Below are 17,337 nucleotides of genomic sequence, written 5' to 3'. Positions count from 1 at the left end.
TTAATAATGCTTTGGATAAACTTTAAATATGTGCTCTAACATTTTTTCTATTGTTTTATATTCTGTACCTAGTCCTGTGGCTTCCTGAAAAGACCGCTCATGGAAGTACGCTCTTTTTTCAAAAGACCATTGGTTTCCAAATTGTTTCTCTATCTTCAACATTTCGTCCAATGTTTTTGCCTTTTCAATAAGGGCGTCCATTTTTATATTATCTAGTGTGTGTGTTCCTTCATGTACCAGTTCGCTCATAAATTTTTCAATAGGCTTATCTGATCTAAAATAGTTTTCTCTACCAGAGGAAAAAGCCTCAATTTTATACTTTTTGTAATCACCTTCCTTACCTCCTAGCTGTAGATATTTATTCTTAAAAGCTTCTTCGTCTAAAATATAAAATTCCATTTTACCATCTTCAATGATTTTTGCTACTCTATTGGCCTGTTCGGTAAACCCTTTTAAATTATCTGCAATTTCTTCCCTGCTAAGGTTAGCAATACTTTTTCCTTTCCATTTTTTAATGAAGTTTTTGTATTGTAATTGTCTTTTGGGTTTTACATCTGTAGCACTTCCTATATCCTCTATAATTTTTATCTTTTCTTCCTCCGTTAGCTTACGCTTTTGTCCATTTGGCGCATCCACCTCCACCTCATCAAGATGTTTTATAAAGTCATCTTCGTGCTTTAAAACATCACCTGCTGCTTTTTTAAGCCCTTTTTCAATAGCGTTGCTTAACTCTGCTCCTAGTGAGAGTAGTTCTAAATAAAAAAGATACTCTGATAAGGCTTGCCCAAATTTAGTGTCATTAAGACCTGAGAGTTTTAACAACGCATTAATCGTGCCACTTGTCATCTCAATATAGCCCCCAATTTTTACAGCTTTTTGTAATAAGCTTAGTTTAGCGAGGTGCCTAAACTTTAAAATATTTCCTACTCCACTCAAGGTGGTTGCTATGTCTATGGCATACTCGCCAGCGGTAATAAGATTACTCCAAAACTTACTTTCTTCATTAGCTAATAGTACAATGGCTGGCAATAGTGTAAACTGCCCTTCTTGGCTAGTGCCATAAATGAATTTTGGGTTTTCGTTATTTATTATTGCTAGAGGCGAAAAGGGGTGAAAAGTGTATTTTGCTGTAATGGCTTGCTCTACACTATGAAATTCGTCATAATTGCCTGTGCCTATATCCTCATAGTCTACTACTAATTCTATATTTATCTCATCACTATCTGTATTATATTTAGCATCTCTCGCACTGGTGTTATATATGCCTATGGTTTTGTTTGAGGTATAAGGAACGACTATTGGCCCTGCGTTATCGCCTCCGTGTGTTAGTGCTGTATTATCGTCATCAATTTTACTGTAAGCACTATCTGACCATATTTGCCATAAAAAGTGTATATAGGTTCTAAAACGGTCGTTGTTTAATTTGTCGAACAATAAGTAGAGATAGCTCTTGTTATTAATTCTTTTTGTTAAAAGTGCGTTTAAAAAGGCTTCGTACGTGGTCTTTATTCTTAAGTTATATACAATAGCCCTTAAAATGGACAAAAGAATATCTTCGATGTTAAGCCCATTATTACTTACTTTACGCCTTAGGGCCTTACCAAGAATATGCCATAAGTCAATGGGGTTTTGGTTGATAAGTACGTCGTAAGGCAGATAATACAATATAGTGAGTTGCTCTTCTGTTGTGGCTCTTAAATTTAGAGCCAACAAACTATCGTAGTCATTTAAAAAAAGTGCTTCGTATCTGCATGCATTAGTATTAAATGGACTATTGTTGAAGTAATAAAGATTTAGAAAATATAATAACCCTTGATAAGATTGAAATTCTAGCTTTATTGCCCAATCACTGTCAGGTATTTTACACATCGCCTGTTCTTCATATTTGTATTCTAAAACATACTGATTGTTATTTAATCGTGATAATCTAATCATAGGTAACTGACTTATAGAGCCACTTCTATCGCTTAAGATAACTTTCATTTGGCGCTTAATAATATCTTTTGCGGTCTTAGTTCGGTCAAAATCCGTAGTACCCTTTCCCCATTGTTCTATAAAACCCGCCCCATAACCTTCATGGTCTGTGAAGTCTAGATTTATAGTTCTTTTATTAAATACTTTAAACTCCTCATAATTATAATAAAGACTACACGTCCCATCACTAATAATAACTTCATTAAAATCTGTAATATCGTTTATATAGACTATGGTATTCCAAGTTGCACCATAATATAGCCGCTCTGCAGAAATAGACTCTCCATCTATATCTAAACCAGAAAACTCTGTAATATTTTCTGGTGGCACATATTCTGGTTGTATTAAAATGCCTCCTGCCGTTAGAGATAATCTACGATACCATATTTGTACTTCATCATTTACAGTAAACTCTTGTGGGTCAACATATATACGCATATAACCACTTTCATGAAGGCTTACATAAAATATATCATAATTTCCTAATTGAGACAAGGAAATAAAACCACTACCTATTGTTTCTTTTTCAATAATATTTTCTGTCCAGACTGTAATGCCGTTTTCTATAGTAAGTGTATGAAGCAAAGAACGATCTATAGCGACATTGGGTTTTGGCTTGTATGGTGTGCCATAAGCAATAAGATTTGCAAGTGATTTAGCATCAACTCCAAAATCATTGCCTACCGACGTAACCATCATATTGTTTGTGTCTTCCATTTTTTTATTTATAGTGTTTTATGTTAGTACCTTACCCATTCTACTCTCAAATTGATTGAGAGTAGAATAGTTTTTGGGTGCTAAAATTGGTTTAGCACAAGTAAAAGGGTAAGGGTGTTTATATTAGACTAAATCGTCTATAGCATTCTTGATAGATTGAATAGAGATTTGAGCTACGGTTTGCCTTGGCTCATCGTCTGTATTGAGTTGTAAATAGCCATCAACAATATCTACATTTTCAATATGACGTTCTCCATCACCTTCAGAAATACCAATTTGCGCTTCTGACAATTCAATCTCTGCTGATTGTGGTACCTCTTCTGGGTTTTCAAAATCAGACAAGTCGTTGTTAAACGGTAACGCTTTAGTGACATTTAAGCCAATACTTTGTGCCTGTAAAATGGTTAAAGCTGTTGGTACTCTTGTTGGCCAAGCTTTACCAAGTTTTTCACCTTCTGGCTTACGTAATTCATCTATGAGCGATAAGTACAGTTCGTCCTCAATTACAGGAACTTCGCCTCCATTCCAGATTTGACCGGTTTGCATGTAGTAGCGCACAGCTTCCTCAAAACCTGGCCTAACGGTAACAATAACTTTTGCCATACCTGCTTGCATAAAGTTGCGAAATAATGGATCGTTAGACTCATCGTACTGATATAGGCTTGGCCAATCTTGGCGACTGCCCCAATAATATGGATACAAATTGTAGGACATTATTTCCCACTCAAAAGCTTGCTCCATAAACTTTACAAATGCAGCATAGTTATCTAACTCTTCATTTACTTTTACTTCAGTATTTCCAAAAGATGGTGCGCCACCATTATTTGTGTAGAATAGATTAGATTTCCCATAAGTATTAAGAGCACTTGGATTTTGATCTAATAAATAAGATATACAGTTTTTGCGTAAAATTTTGTTTTCAAACTCTCTATAAAACCCTGGGTTAGTTCCTTTTATTTCAATACCTAAAGCAGATTCTTGCGCTAATTTTTCATTGAAAGCAGCAACTGCTTCTTCGTAAGCGTCAATAATAGCTTTAAACGTTTTCTGCTTCCATTGGTTTAAGTATTCCGAAGTTAATTCACATTTTACTGAAGCAGAAATATCACCACTCACATGATTTCCTAAAGTATAGGATACTGGAACTTCGTTAATATATTCATTGATAGTGTCATTTAATTTCAATGAATAACTATAAAAACGTGAAGTATGGGTTTTTGTTTTGTTGCCTATAGTTAGTGATAGAATATTTCCTTGCGTATCTCTATCGCTCGATGCATTAAAAATTCCATTAGCATATATTGTTTTATAGCCTTCTGGTATTTTAATCTTCCCTCCTCCTGAGTTTGATTCTGTATGACTCAATGAAGCTCCTCCACTTAGGTTAATAGAAAATGATTCTCCAAGGGATATAAACTGCTTTGGTTTAGCTTCAACTTTTACATTATATTTACTAGCCCAATATTTGAGTTTTGTATCGGTTAACTCAGAGAAATCTTTAAGTCTGTGTTGAAGATTTTCTTGGATCTATCGGTTCAACTAATAATGTATCATCAGTATTTTGTGCACTAATCATTCCTAATTTATGGAGCTTTCCTGGTTGCGGTACCATAAACTCAAACATTAGACGCTTACCATAATTGATAATTTGGTTTTTAAAGACTTTATCTACCCATCGGAACACACCAACCACATGCTTATCGCCTTTCCTGTTGTCAAAACCATGAGTATTGTTTTCTTCAAACTCTTCAACAATTTTTTCAATGCGCTCTTCTTTTACTTTGCTTACAATTCTATCTAAAGCACGTTCGGTTATCTCCTTAGCTTCTGTAACCGCTTGCTGTGTGCTTTGTTCACTAGAATTGTGTGTAGCATAATTTGCATTTGCTCCAAGTTGAATACCTTTATTTCTAGTTCCATAACTTGCATTAAAACTTGTTCCTGCACTGAAATCCTTAGCTTCTTGAATAACTTTTGCCACTTCGCTTTGCATTTCAAAACGATCAACAGAAGTGGTATCTGTAAGTTGCTCACTTTCCGTTTCAGAAGAGGATGTAAACGTGTCTTCTTGTCGTCTTAAACGCCTGGTGCTTCTGCTTTTGTACTCACGCGCCATAATATTTTCTATGTGCGCTACGTCTCCTTCTACATAACCTTGTGTGGTTTGCTCAACTTTATTGTAGTCTGCAACACCTAATTGCTTAATGCCAAAACCTGTTGGTATAAACGGAACTTCATTAGATGTGTTTGGATTTTTAGGGTCATCTATATCATTAGATGCTAATCCTTTAGTACAAGTGCCTAATGTAAATTCTGGTGTGCTAATCGATTTTACTTCTCCATTAGTAAATGTAATTGTTGCAGAAAACGACTCTATATTAGGTTGATTCGCTAACTCAGGTGAACCAATATCAATATGCGTTATATATAAACGTTGTCCATTACCAGAAACAGAGTGCAATACCGCTCCACTGCCACTAAAATCTTGATCGGTACGATGCAAAGTATAGCTTAAATCTGCAACGGTCCATGATGCATCAGGAATTTTCATTCCTATACTTGCAATATATCCAGAGCCAGAACTAAAGGCATTTTTTGGTCTAGAACAAAGGTTGTAACTAAAATCTTGTTCCGTGTCAGTCGTTTCTACAGGAATGATTACCCCTCCAATACCCACGAGAGTATTTCCCTCCTCAGGTGTATTATCTACAATAGTATCTTCATTATCTGTAATTACATCTTGTATAATACCATCCAAATCAGCAAAACCGGCTAAATCTTCAGCAAAAGAATTAAAACCAGACTCATCTAAACGCAGTTGTTCTCCGCTCTTTGTTAAAGGAAGGTTTTGAGAGATTAATTCAGAAAGTGTATCAAAACTTTCGGCACTTAATTTAGATTGTAAAAAACTGTAGTCTAATTCGCTTCTAAAATCAAATTTAAATTCTGGTAGCTGTGGCTCTGGTACTGGGTTGGGTTGCTTACATGGGTCATTAGGATCATATACGCTATTTGGGTCTCGCATCTCGCACCATTTTTTTCTTTCTTCTTCTAGCTTTGCGTTATAGTCGTCTAAAATCGGTTTTATAGCCTTTTGATGATCTTCTTCTGCTACTTTAAGTGATGACTCATATTCTTTTCTGTAAACCTTCTCTACTCTTTTTAATTCTTTAGACAATTGCTCTAGTCTTCCGTTATATAATCTTGCTTCAGCTATTGTTTGTTGCTGAACCATATCTAATGACGGCGGATATGTTCTTGGTTTTGCAACTTTGTTTTCTGAAGAAACAGAGCTATCACCTTCATCCTCTACAAATAATGCTTTAGGTAATACAACTTTAGCATTAAGTAAACTCTTGATAGTGCTTTCGTCTCCTTTATAATTAGAAATAAAATTATTAGCAATTAAAAGCTGAATGATTATTTCTTTTGCATAAAACTCTTTTTGAGTAAGAATCTGGTAAAATAAATTATCCCAAAGCTCTCCTTGCGTTTTTCCATCTCCTATTACACCTACCGATTCAATCTTTTGTAATAAAACCTCTTTATCATAGGATAATCTGTTTTTTGCGATCCAAACAGATAGGTCATAAAGTTTTGGATTAATTTTTTTTAAGCGATCTACAGTTAGTGGTTCAAAGCTAACCGCAGTTTCTTTCATGGCTTGCCATTTTGTAGTATTTGCTGTTAAGTTAGAAACAGCAGTATCGAAAACTCCTTTAGCAGCAGAATCTTGTCTGTGAATAAAACCTTCTTGCTGATTTGTTTCATCTAATAATTCAGGCGCTCTCATCGACACAAATCGAAAAAGCGTATTCTTAATTTTTGTACTCATTTTTTAATTTTAAAGTTTATACATTCATTTAAGTTCTTTACACAGAACTGTTTAATTTTCGCTTCTCCAACAGGTTATGTGTGTACAACTGCCTTAATACAAGGCATAAACTTTAAATATTCCATAATTCAGCTTTTACTGATTTATGGAATTTCTACTAAGATTTTAAAGACGTCTTTGGAATAAAATCTAGAAAAAACATTTATAATTATTACAAATGTTTGAATTCACTACTAATTTAATTATATTAGCAACAAAATAGAGTACAAATATACATCATTTTACAAATTTAAACAAACATATTTTAAATTATTTTGTAAAAAGTTTTATTTTAAAATTGACAACTTCATGGAAGCAATAGACGATAAAATAAAAGCAATCATTAATCACTTTAATCTTAATAATTTTGCTTTTTCTAAACGCATAGGTGTTACAGGTACCACCATAGACAGTATTGTTAATGGTCGTCCTCAATCTGACGGATCTCGAAAGAAAACCAAACCTGGTTATGATGTATTGTCATCAATTATTGAAGAGTTTGATATTAATCCTGATTATCTCTTTGGAAAAAGTGACGTGATGCTAAAATCTGAGGTTGCTATAAATCCAACATATTCTGGAATGCCTCAGGTAATTGCAGTAAATCAAACCGGAAATGAAAATGTAATTTATGTACCTGTTAAGGCCAGAGCAGGATATCTAAATGGTTATGGAGATCCAGAATATATTGAAACTTTACCGTCTTTCAACATGCCACATCTTACAAATGGTACATATCGATGTTTTGAGGTTAAAGGTAACTCCATGGTAAGAACATTTTTTGATGGTGATTTAGTCTTTGGTAAATATGTGGAAGATTTAAGAGATATTAAAGATGGTCGTGTCTATGTTATTGTTAGTAAAAATGATGGTATTGTCTTAAAGCGTGTTATTAATAGAATTGCTGAACGTGATAAACTCATTTTAAAAAGTGACAATAAAGATGGTAACTATCCAACTTATACTATAAATACAGAAGAGGTTGTTGAGGTTTGGTACGTTACTATGTATGCTTCTAAACAAATGCCTGAACCTGTAGATATCTATGATCGACTACACGAGTTAGAAAGTAAGGTTGTAGATTTGGAGGGTGTAATTCAAAGAAAAGGTCTTAATTAGTTATCTTCATCATTTGCCAATGCAATTTAAATACGGAAAAAAAGACAAACTAAAAAGTAAAAAAAGCATTGAGCGATTGTTTAATGAAGGTAAGTCCGTAACAGTCTATCCTTTAAAACTCATTTTTCTACAAACAGAATTTGAAGACAACAGTATTTTAAAAACTGGTGTTTCTGTAAGCAAACGCCTTCATAAAAAAGCTGTAGCAAGGAATAAAATAAAACGCTTACTTAGAGAAGCCTACAGGCTTAATAAGCCTTTATATTTTAACAATAGTTCAACATCTTATGCGTTTATGATATTATATCTTAGTAAGGATGGAACAACTTTTGATGACATAGATAACAAAATGAAATTGTTATTTGAGAAATTCTTAAATAAAACAAGAAAAAATGAAAAACCTACTACATAAAAAAATAGCAATACCTGTAGTTGCTGTGGTTATCTTTTTAAGCACTACAGCTTTTAAAAATGACTTCTTTGAAATTGCTAAGCAGATTGAAATTTTCACAACCATGTTTAAAGAGTTAAACATGAATTATGTTGATGAAACCAATCCTGGAGATCTTATGGATACTGCTATAAAGAGTATGCTAGACGATTTAGATCCATACACTCAGTTTTATAACGAACAAGATGTTGAAGCTTCTAGAATAAACAATGCTGGTGATTATACAGGTATTGGTGCTAAAGTTTTAACACTAAAAGACAAATTGGTTATCGTAGAACCTTATAAAAACTATGCAGCCGACAAAGCTGGCTTAAAAGCTGGAGACGAGATAATTAAAGTAGATAATGTAATTGTATCAGATTTTAAAGATGATGCTGCAAATTTATTACAAGGTGCTGCTGGTACAGAAGTTAACATTACTTATAAAAGACAAGGTAAAACCAATACGGTAAAAATTATTAGAGAATCCTTAGAGATTAAAGCTGTACCACACTACTCAATGATAGATGATAAAACAGGCTACATTGTATTAAGAAAATTTAATGACAAAGCATCTTCAGAAACTTTGGGAGCGCTTAGAGCCTTAAAAAACCAAGGTGCTAAACAACTTATTTTAGATTTAAGAGGAAATCCTGGTGGTCTATTGCACGAAGCAGTAAATGTCACTAATATTTTTGTACCTAAAAACCAATTGGTAGTTACTACAAAATCCAAGGTAAAAAAGTACAATAAAACGTATTACACAAAACGCGATGCTATTGATACAGAAATACCATTGGTCGTTTTAATAGATGGTAGAAGCGCATCTGCAAGTGAGATTGTTTCTGGTGCTTTACAAGATATGGATAGAGCTGTTGTTGTTGGCACACGTAGCTTTGGTAAAGGCTTAGTACAGCGTCCTAAACCATTAACTTATGGGACACAAATGAAGATTACAATTTCACGTTACTATACACCTTCTGGTCGTTGTATACAATCTTTAGACTATTGGAATAGAGATGAAAACGGAAAAGCTACTCGTGTTAAAAAAGAAAACTACAACGAATTTAAGACCAAGAACGGAAGACCAGTTTATGATGGAGGCGGAATAGAACCCGATCTTGAAGTAGAGTTTGCTAAACAAACACCAATAACAAAAGCTATTTTAAGCGAAAACTTAGTTTTTAACTTTGCTACAGATTATTACTATCAAAATTCAGTTGAAAACTTAAAAACATTTCAACTATCAGATAGTGAATTTAAATCCTTTAAAAGTTACCTAAAAACTACTGGTTTTAATTTTGAAACTAAAACAGAAAAAGCGATTAGTGATGCCATGGAAATTGCTAAAGAAGAAGAATTAGAGGGAGTTATTAATTCAGAATATCATAATCTATCAGCAGCCTTACAAGCTTATAAATCTAATGCTATAGATGCTAATAAAACCCAATTAAAATCGTTATTAACGGACGAAATTATTAAACGTTATTTTTACAGCGAGGGCTTATACACCTATTACACAGCTAACAATCCAGAGATTAAAAAAGCTTTGAGTATACTCAATAACCCAAGTCAGTATGCAAATATTTTGAGGTAATGTTTAGACGCTTGCATAGTTACAAAAACACGTATTGCAAAAAATTATTTATATTTAATGTTATATAAATTTTCAAAATACTAGAAAATTTAATCAAAAATGAAGTCCCTACTTATAATCATATCCCTAAGTTTTCAGTTTGCTTTTGCTCAAAAAGAGATAAAGCACCAGGTCTATTTTTTGACTGATGAATACGAAATCCCTGAAACTGAAGAAAGCCGACTTCTATTATTCTTGTCTGAAATAGAAAATATGGATATTCAAAAGATATCTATCTATGGATTTTGTGACGATAGAGGCAGTGATTCCTATAACATGGTATTATCTCAACAACGCGCAGATGCTATAAAAGAAGTGTTTTCTAATAATGAATTTGATGAATCTGTAATTACCAATGTAGATGGTAAAGGTGAAATTTTACTTAATGTTGTTAATGATAATGATCTCTATAAAATTCGTGGTTTAAACCGTAAAGTTGAAATTATTGTACAACCTTATGATCCGCCAAGAGAAAAAATTGTTGAAACACCTAAAAAAGAAACTACTGAAGAATTACTGCGAGGAGAATTAAAGGAAGGTGATAAAATTCAATTAGAGAATATTTTATTCCGAACGGGTTACAGTTACCTTACCAAACAATCTAAAGCAAAATTAGATAAGATTGCAGAAATATTAGTAGAACGTACAGATATTTACTTTAATATAGAAGGCCATGTGTGTTGTACACAAGGCTCACGAGATGCTATAGATAGAAAAACTAAAAAGCGTAATCTCTCTTTAGCTAGAGCGAAAACAGTTTACGATTATTTAGCTGACAAAGGTGTTAAACGCTATAGAATGAAGTTTGTAGGCCAAAGACGTAAATTTCCACTTGGTGGTGAGCCAGAATTAGATCGACGAGTAGAAATTGTTGTAACACGAATTATAAAAAAGTCCTCAAACTAATTCTTAATCATATTTACATGTGGAATACCATCTTCTAGGTACTCCTCTCCTACTTCTTTAAACCCTAAATTGTTATAAAATTTTTTTAAATAGGTCTGAGCAGAAATTCTTATTTCTGAAGTTTTAAAGTGCTTTTTAATAGCTTCGATAGAAGCATTCATAATATCATAACCAAAACCGAATTGTCGCTCTTTTTCTTTTACCACTACTCTACCAATACTAGCTTCTTCAAAATAGTCACCTGGTTGAAATATACGTGTGTATGCTACTAATTTATCATCTTTATAACCTAAAATATGTAACGCTTTTTGGTCCTTTCCATCAATATCTTGGTAAACACAGTCTTGTTCCACAACAAAAACTTCACTTCTTAGTTGAAGTAAGTCATAAAGCGCTGTTATATTTAGTTGATTGAATGTATTGGTTTGTATTTCTAACATTAGTCTTGTACAATTACTTCTTTTGGATCTTCTTTATTGTATTCTGGTTGAATAGTAACATGATTGATATCAAATTCTTCGTGAAGGAGTGCTTCAATCTGTAATAATAGTTCATTAAATTCTGTAGTACTAATATTTTCTGTAAGATCTAAGTGTGCTTCAAGATGTAACTCATGATCGCTAAGATTCCATATATGTACATGGTGTAGTTTATTAACTTTTGGTAGTTTATTAACAGTCCGCACAACATCTTTAATATTGATATGTTCTGGTGTAAAAAGCATCAACATTTTGGTTGATGTTTTTAATAAATCATAGCCCACATAAATTAGATATAATGCAATTAACAATGTTAGTAAACTATCTACCCAAAACAGCTGATAATATTTCATTAATAAACCACCTATTAATACAGCAACACTAGCTAACATATCTGTTAATAAGTGTAAATAAGCAGAACGAAGATTAATATTATTCGAAGATTCTTTTCTTAATAATAATACACTAAAGCCATTAGCAAAAATTGCAATTAACGATAACCATATTACTAAATTAGAATTTATTGACTGCGGATTCTGAAAACGCTCAATAGCTTCTTTTATTAAAATTATAGCGACGATAACTAATGTAGATGCATTAATAAAAGCAGCCAGTATCTCTGCACGTTTGTACCCAAAAGTTTTATTAATAGACGCTTTTTGTTGCGATAATTTTGCCGCAACATAACTCACAATAAGTGAAAGAACATCACTAAAATTATGCACTGCATCGCTAATAAGAGATAAACTACCAGATACTAAACCACCAATTACCTGAGCTACAGTTATAACAATGTTTAGTACTATTGCTATTAAAAGCTTTTTGCTTTTTAAATCAGAGTGATTATGTGTGTGAGAATGACCCATGTCATACCAATATACTCATTGGTATTAACAAGATAAAGGAATTTTATCAATACGTCTTTTATGACGGCCTCCTTCAAACTCAGTATTAAGAAAAGTATCTACCATTTTTATAGCTTGTGGTATAGATGTATATCTTGCCGGAATGCAAATAATGTTAGCATCGTTATGCTGGCGCGTTAATTCTGTAATTTCACCAATCCAACAAACACCAGCTCTAACATTTTGGTATTTATTAGCCGTCATAGCTACACCATTTGCTGTACCACAAATTAAGATTCCAAAATCTACTTTTCCATCATTAACATCTTTGGCAACAGGATGTACAAAGTCTGGATAGTCTGCACTATCAGTTGTGTCTGTACCGTAATTAGTAATGGTATGACCTTTACTTTCAAGGTGTTGTATTATAGCTTGTTTATAATCTGGTCCTGCGTGGTCGTTACCGATAGAAATTGTCATGTTAATAAGTGTTTGTTATGTGCTGCAAAATTACAAATAATAAAATGTGGTTAATACAATTTCTAATTACTTGTTAATAAGTGTTCACAAGTTTTGAAAATAAAAATTAGGAATGTTCCATTATTTTTTCAAACAAGAATTTAATTCTAAAATCAAAATTTAATAATCACTTTTTTCGAGGAAGTTATTCATACTCCTAACAGACGAAATTAACAGTCCTTTGAAAATAAAATATGAGTCATTTCTATTAACATGAGTTATTAACAGTTGTTTACAATAATTTTACGTTCATTCAAAATCAAGCCCTTAGATGTAAATTTAATGTTAACTAAACCGTAATAAAGTGTAAACTTCAACTTATCAAAATAAAAGTTAAAAAAGTTATACTAACTATTAACAGACTATAATAACCATTACTTTATTTTTTAAATTTTAAAAGAAAAATGATAATAGTATATATAATTGTGAATAAGTGAATTTTCATTTATTTAACCTTATCTAAACACTTTTAAATTTTAATAGTGTAGCTTTGTAACAAACTTAATAACTTCACTTCCACCTTTATTAAGTTTTAAATGAAGAATTCCTAACACTTTTAGGAAATGAATATGATTAAAATTAAATGACAAGAAAAAGAAAAAAGAAATCTGGTAAAAAAAAGATTTCTAACCTTACAAATACAATTCTAAGTATTCTAAAAAAAGAACGAAACAAACCGTTTAATTATAAACAAATAGCTTCTATTATTGGTGTTAACGATGCTAGTAGCCGTAACCAGATTATAAAAACTTTAGCAAAACTTGCTGCCAAGCAAGAAATAGAACAAGTAGATCGTGGGAAGTTTAAAGCCGTAGTTACAGCTGAGTATTATACAGGGATTTTAGATTTAGCTTCTAAAGGAAACGGTTACATTATTTCAGACGATTTTGAAGAAGATGTATTTATAGCATCAAATAATATTAACAAGGCCTTAGATGGTGATGAAGTAGAATTCTACGCATACAAACGCAGAAAACGTGGTAAAATTGAAGGTGAAATAACCAATATCCTTAAGCGTGCTAAAACCGAATATGTCGGTACCATTCAAATTCAACAAAACCGAAACTTTGCTTTTGTAGTTGCAGATAGTAGTAAAATGTACAAAGACATTTTTGTACCAATTAACAAAACTAAAAAGGCAGAAGATGGTGATAAAGTGTTGGTAGCACTAACAGACTGGCCAGAAAAAGCTGATTCACCTTACGGTAAGGTACTAGAAGTTTTAGGAAAACCAGGGGAACACAATACCGAAATACATGCTATTCTAGCCGAGTATGGTTTACCACATGAGTTTCCTTACGAAGTAGAAAAATTTGCCAACGACCTAGATATTTCTATCACAGAAGACGAAATTTCTAAACGTAGAGACATGCGTAAGGATTTAACCTTTACGATAGATCCTAAGGACGCAAAAGATTTTGATGATGCATTATCTTTTAAAGTTTTAGAAAACGGCTTATATGAGATAGGAATCCATATTGCAGATGTATCGCACTATGTGCAACCAGGAACTGTTTTAGATGATGAAGCTTATGAACGTGCTACATCTATTTATTTAGTAGATCGTGTAGTGCCAATGTTACCAGAACGTTTATCTAATGGCGCATGTTCATTAAGACCACACGAAGAAAAATATACCTTTTCTGCAGTATTTCAAATGAACGATAAGTGCGAAATTAAAAACCAATGGTTTGGTAGAACGGTAACGTATTCTGATGCACGTTTTGCTTACGAAGAAGCACAAGCTATAATTGAAAACAATCCTAAAGTTGCGCTAAATTCTATAGAAGCATCTCAATTAAATACAACAATTCCTAAGGAAGTATCGCTAACAGGTGAGGAATATAATACTAAACCAGAAATTGCAGAGGCTGTTATGGTTTTAGATCGTTTAGCTAAAAAAATGCGTTCTAAGCGTATGCGAACTGGTGCCATTTCTTTTGATAAGGTTGAGGTGAAATTTAATTTAGATGAAGAAGCAAATCCAGTAGGAGTATTCTTTAAAACGAGTAAAGATGCTAACAAACTTATTGAAGAGTTTATGTTGTTAGCTAATCGTAAAGTGTCAGAATTTATTGGTAAGCAAAACCCTAAGAAAACTTTTGTGTATCGTGTACACGACGAGCCAGACGAAGCTAAGCTAGCTCAACTACAAACTATAGTTGGTCGTTTTGGTCATCAATTAAATTTTAAAGATAGAAACAGTGTTGCTGCATCTTTAAATAAACTTCTTACAGATGTAGTAGGGAAGAAGGAGCAGAATTTAGTAGATACATTGGCAATACGAACCATGTCTAAGGCAGAATATACTACACATAATATTGGTCATTATGGTTTAGCGTTTGATTATTATAGTCATTTTACCTCACCAATTCGTCGTTATCCAGATGTTATGGCACACAGATTATTACAGCATTATTTAGATGGCGGTAAATCTGCAAATGAAGAAGTTTACGAAGAAAAATGTAAGCACAGTAGTAACATGGAATATCTAGCTACCAAAGCAGAGCGCGATTCTATAAAGTACATGCAAATTCGTTTTATGCAAGATCATCAAGATGAAGAATTTTTAGGTGTTATTTCTGGAGTTACGGATTGGGGAATTTACGTAGAAATAGAATCTAATAAATGCGAAGGCATGGTAAGTGTTAGAGATATGAAAGATGATACTTACGATTTTGATCAGTCGCATTATGCTATGATTGGTCGTAATACTCACAACATGTACCAACTAGGAGATGAGGTTATTGTTAAAGTAAAAGATACCGATTTAGTAAAGAAACATTTAGATTTTTACCTAGTTGGTAAACCTGAATAAAGCTGTTAGCTTAGTTATAATTTGTCATGCTGAATTTATTTCAGCATCTTGTATTAGAATAATTAATAAAATAATTCTTTATGATACTAACCACAACCAATTCAATAGAAAACTTTAAAATAGTAGATTATCTAGGTATAGTTACAGGTGTAGCACTAGCTGAAGAAAAGATAGTGATGGGTTTTAGCATGTCTAAATATTTAAACTCCATAAGAAATAGTGTTGATGCTACAAAAGAGAAAGCTTTTCAGCAATTACAAGAAAATGCTAAAAAATTAAATGCTAATGCTGTTGTTGGCATTAAAGTTGAAATAGAACTTATGACAAGTAATTATGCCATGGTATCTGTAACAGGAACAGCCGTAAAAGTCGCTGCTTAGCAAAACAAAATCAAATAAATTATGAAGAAATATGCTTTATTATTAACGTTAGTATTAGGATTAGTAGCAAATGCACAGGATACTATTGAGAAATCTATTGGCGAATTTTCAACTGTAAAAGTCTATGATTTAATCAATCTCAAAATGATAAAATCAGATGAAAATAAAGTGGTTATTGCAGGAGATAATAAAGAGGATGTCCAGGTTATAAATAACAACGGCAAGCTAAAAATAAGAATGAAACTAGAAGAAAGCTATGATGGTAATGACATTGTAGTAAAATTATACTACACAGCTGTAGAAGTTATTGATGCTAATGAAGGAGCAAATGTTGTGGTTAACGATCCTATAGAACAGTTTGAAATCGATTTAAAAACTCAAGAAGGTGGTGAAATTACTGCAGAACTTAAAACTTCTTATGCTAATTTTAGAGCAGTTACAGGTGGAATAATTAATGTTTCAGGAAGTTCAAAAAATCAGGACATTTCTATTTACACAGGTGGTGTTTTTAATGGTGAACAATTAAGCACCGAACAAACAGAAGTAAGTGTTAATGCTGGTGGAGAAGCTTATGTTAATGCTTCAGAACTTGTAGATGTTAGAATTAAAGCAGGAGGTGATGTCTATATCTACGGAAAACCAAAACAAATTAATGAAAGTAAAGTTTTAGGTGGTCGAGTAAAGCGTATGTAATTCTACGCTCTACATTAATTTCAATAAGACTTTCAACCAAAAAATCTAGATAGCTTTCGTTTAACATTTCTTAATTTGTTTACTACTTTTGTGTAAACCGCAAGTTTACATGTTAGACGATATCTTAAGAGCCATTCCTTTTGGTGTAATTTTAGCTTTTACTATTGGTCCTGTTTTCTTTGTATTATTAGAAACCAGTGCAACTAAAGGTTTTACCAGTGCACTAGCGTTTGATTTTGGTGTAATTTTAGCTGACATAGTTTTTATATTACTCATTTTTATGAGTACAGATACACTTTTAGATAAAATAAAAGATGATCCTAAATTGTTAGTGTTTGGAGGTGTGTTACTTGTAGTTTATGGTTTAATTTCTTTTGTAAAAATTTCTAAATCTTTTAGATCTATTGTTAGAGAACACCACAGAATTAAGCTTCCGAAGAAAGACTATGGAAAACTTTTTGTAAAAGGATTTTTACTCAATTTTATTAATATTGGTGTGCTTTTAGGGTGGTTAGGATTTATTGTTATAGGCACTTCCATTACTAAATCAGAGAATGGTGTAACTGTTTTTATAATCACTATGTTAGTGTCTTATTTTGTATGTGATTTATTCAAAATTGCAGCCGCAAAACGTTTAAAAAATAAGCTAACTCCAAGACGTATTTTTAAAACTAAAAAAATAGTGGCTTTAGTTATTCTTGGCTTTGGCATTTTACTACTTTCTCAAGGACTTTTTCCAGAACTTTACGAAAAAGGGAAGGAACAAATAGATAAAGTAAATCCTATAAACTAAAAAAAGTCTTTAACATTTGTTAAAGACTTTTTTGAGGTGTCGAGCGGATTCGAACCGCTGTAGATGGTGTTGCAGACCACTGCCTAGCCACTCGGCCACGACACCTTATTGCGTGGGCAAATATATAAATTATTACTGTTTTACCCTATACAGA

The 17,337-nt window shown here is 32.6% G+C and carries 14 protein-coding genes and 1 tRNA gene; 8 read left to right on the top strand and 7 right to left on the bottom strand.

Annotated elements, in window-relative coordinates; translation table 11 throughout:
* The 3 genes from FC091_RS01740 to FC091_RS01730 all read right to left on the bottom strand — a co-directional run bounded on the left by FC091_RS01740 (nucleotide 1) and on the right by FC091_RS01730 (nucleotide 6,526).
* Entirely contained in the window at nucleotides 1-2,691 is a 2,691-nt protein-coding gene (locus FC091_RS01740; RefSeq protein ID WP_138432556.1) for a hypothetical protein, read from the bottom strand.
* A gap of 123 nt (nucleotides 2,692-2,814) precedes the next feature.
* Nucleotides 2,815-4,056 carry a hypothetical protein gene (locus tag FC091_RS01735; protein ID WP_138432555.1) on the bottom strand — a complete coding sequence of 414 codons (1,242 nt, stop codon included), beginning with the start codon at nucleotides 4,054-4,056 and terminating at the stop codon, nucleotides 2,815-2,817.
* Between the two features lie 133 nt (nucleotides 4,057-4,189).
* The gene (locus FC091_RS01730) at nucleotides 4,190-6,526 is read right to left on the bottom strand and encodes a hypothetical protein (protein WP_138432554.1); all 2,337 of its coding nucleotides are present in this window, start codon (nucleotides 6,524-6,526) and stop codon (nucleotides 4,190-4,192) included.
* Nucleotides 6,527-6,874: 348 nt separating this feature from the next.
* Here FC091_RS01730 and FC091_RS01725 point away from each other — a divergent pair, with 348 nt between their 5' ends.
* The 4 genes from FC091_RS01725 (at nucleotide 6,875) to FC091_RS01710 (ending at nucleotide 10,656) form a co-directional block, all read left to right on the top strand.
* A complete protein-coding gene (locus FC091_RS01725; RefSeq protein WP_138432553.1) occupies nucleotides 6,875-7,684 on the top strand; it encodes a S24 family peptidase in 810 nt (269 codons plus the stop codon).
* A 19-nt stretch (nucleotides 7,685-7,703) separates the two neighbouring features.
* On the top strand, nucleotides 7,704-8,096 hold the full coding sequence (gene rnpA, locus FC091_RS01720; protein WP_138432552.1) for a ribonuclease P protein component: 393 nt from the start codon (nucleotides 7,704-7,706) through the stop codon (nucleotides 8,094-8,096).
* Nucleotides 8,077-9,711 carry a S41 family peptidase gene (locus FC091_RS01715; RefSeq protein WP_138432551.1) on the top strand — a complete coding sequence of 545 codons (1,635 nt, stop codon included), beginning with the start codon at nucleotides 8,077-8,079 and terminating at the stop codon, nucleotides 9,709-9,711. The genes rnpA and FC091_RS01715 overlap by 20 nt, the downstream gene beginning before the upstream one ends.
* Nucleotides 9,712-9,810: 99 nt before the next feature.
* Entirely contained in the window at nucleotides 9,811-10,656 is an 846-nt protein-coding gene (locus FC091_RS01710) for an OmpA family protein (protein ID WP_138432550.1), read from the top strand.
* Here the strand turns inward: FC091_RS01710 and FC091_RS01705 are convergent.
* From FC091_RS01705 to rpiB, 3 genes are read right to left on the bottom strand one after another with little or no spacing between them, the layout of a single operon-like run.
* Entirely contained in the window at nucleotides 10,653-11,096 is a 444-nt protein-coding gene (locus tag FC091_RS01705; protein ID WP_138432549.1) for a GNAT family N-acetyltransferase, read from the bottom strand. The two genes, FC091_RS01710 and FC091_RS01705, sit on opposite strands and share 4 nt — an antisense overlap.
* Nucleotides 11,096-12,001 carry a cation diffusion facilitator family transporter gene (locus tag FC091_RS01700; protein ID WP_138432548.1) on the bottom strand — a complete coding sequence of 302 codons (906 nt, stop codon included), beginning with the start codon at nucleotides 11,999-12,001 and terminating at the stop codon, nucleotides 11,096-11,098. The genes FC091_RS01705 and FC091_RS01700 overlap by 1 nt, the downstream gene beginning before the upstream one ends.
* A 24-nt stretch (nucleotides 12,002-12,025) precedes the next feature.
* A complete protein-coding gene (rpiB, locus tag FC091_RS01695; RefSeq protein WP_138432547.1) occupies nucleotides 12,026-12,460 on the bottom strand; it encodes a ribose 5-phosphate isomerase B in 435 nt (144 codons plus the stop codon).
* A gap of 622 nt (nucleotides 12,461-13,082) precedes the next feature.
* Here rpiB and FC091_RS01690 point away from each other — a divergent pair.
* The 4 genes from FC091_RS01690 to FC091_RS01675 all read left to right on the top strand — a co-directional run bounded on the left by FC091_RS01690 (nucleotide 13,083) and on the right by FC091_RS01675 (nucleotide 17,183).
* A complete protein-coding gene (locus tag FC091_RS01690; RefSeq protein ID WP_138432546.1) occupies nucleotides 13,083-15,317 on the top strand; it encodes a ribonuclease R family protein in 2,235 nt (744 codons plus the stop codon).
* 80 nt (nucleotides 15,318-15,397) lie between these two features.
* Nucleotides 15,398-15,697 (top strand): YbjQ family protein, encoded by a 300-nt coding sequence (locus FC091_RS01685; protein WP_076619236.1) that lies wholly within the window; start codon nucleotides 15,398-15,400, stop codon nucleotides 15,695-15,697.
* 21 nt (nucleotides 15,698-15,718) lie between these two features.
* Nucleotides 15,719-16,390 (top strand): head GIN domain-containing protein, encoded by a 672-nt coding sequence (locus FC091_RS01680; RefSeq protein ID WP_138432545.1) that lies wholly within the window; start codon nucleotides 15,719-15,721, stop codon nucleotides 16,388-16,390.
* A gap of 109 nt (nucleotides 16,391-16,499) precedes the next feature.
* The gene (locus FC091_RS01675) at nucleotides 16,500-17,183 is read left to right on the top strand and encodes a LysE family translocator (RefSeq protein WP_138432544.1); all 684 of its coding nucleotides are present in this window, start codon (nucleotides 16,500-16,502) and stop codon (nucleotides 17,181-17,183) included.
* Between the two features lie 34 nt (nucleotides 17,184-17,217).
* Here the strand turns inward: FC091_RS01675 and FC091_RS01670 are convergent.
* Nucleotides 17,218-17,288, bottom strand: a tRNA-Cys gene (locus FC091_RS01670).
* Nucleotides 17,289-17,337: the final 49 nt, after the last annotated feature.

The organism is Winogradskyella algicola, assembly GCF_005869935.1.
GTDB classification, from domain to species: Bacteria; Bacteroidota; Bacteroidia; order Flavobacteriales; family Flavobacteriaceae; genus Winogradskyella; species Winogradskyella algicola.
The sequence above is the reverse complement of the archived record's forward strand: the minus strand, read 5'-3'. Positions and strand labels throughout refer to the sequence as shown.